The organism is Paenibacillus luteus (assembly GCF_006542765.1).
Lineage (GTDB): Bacteria > Bacillota > Bacilli > Paenibacillales > Paenibacillaceae > Pristimantibacillus > Pristimantibacillus luteus.
Genome location: NZ_SKCD01000086.1, coordinates 1 through 726, shown reverse-complemented (window position 1 = coordinate 726; position 726 = coordinate 1). Strand labels below are relative to the sequence as shown.

The window sequence follows — 726 nt, the reverse complement described above, 5'->3', positions numbered from 1 at the left end:
AATGTACAACTTTGACGAGATGAAACATACTGGTCTCAAGGGAGAGATGAGTATGTACATCACGTTGAATGTTCAATCCAACATCGAGATTCGTAGTTTGCTAGACTTACCTAAACTAAAATCATTGATGGAGAATCTTAATATGAAAATGAATATAAGCCAGTTAGCTAGAGAACTAGAGGTGGATCGTCGCACCATTCAGAAGTATGTAGACGGATTTACACGGAGAAGATCACGAGATAAAGGGTCGAAGATCGATGAATATTATGAAATCATTGCGGCACTTTTATCCACAGACAGCAAGCAAGTTTTCTACTATAAGCGTGTGCTATGGCAGTACTTAACAGACAACCATGGGCTGCTATGCTCTGCATCTGCTTTTCGTGCCTACATCACTCGTAAACCTGAGTTTGAAGCGTACTTCGCGAATGGACAGCGTACGTCGTCACCACAAGGTACCGTGCGTTTTGAGACAGATCCAGGCAAGCAGGCTCAGTTAGACTGGAAAGAAAGTATCCCCTATGAAACGAAGGACGGAGAGAAAGTCGAAGTCAATGTTGCGGTATTGTTGCTCTCGTACTCACGCTTTCGGATGTATCACATGAGCATAACGAAATCACAGAGTGTGCTGCTCTCCTTCTTGACAGAGGCTTTTGAGGCCATAGGTGGAGTTCCTCATGAGATCCTAACCGACAACATGAAGACGGTGATGGACGAAGCAAGAAC

General features: G+C 43.9%; 1 pseudogene. It reads left to right on the top strand.

Annotation, left to right across the window (positions count from 1 at the left end):
- Positions 1-52 precede the first annotated feature (52 nt).
- Positions 53-726, top strand: a pseudogene (locus E0496_RS33435) (DDE-type integrase/transposase/recombinase); the annotation flags it as partial.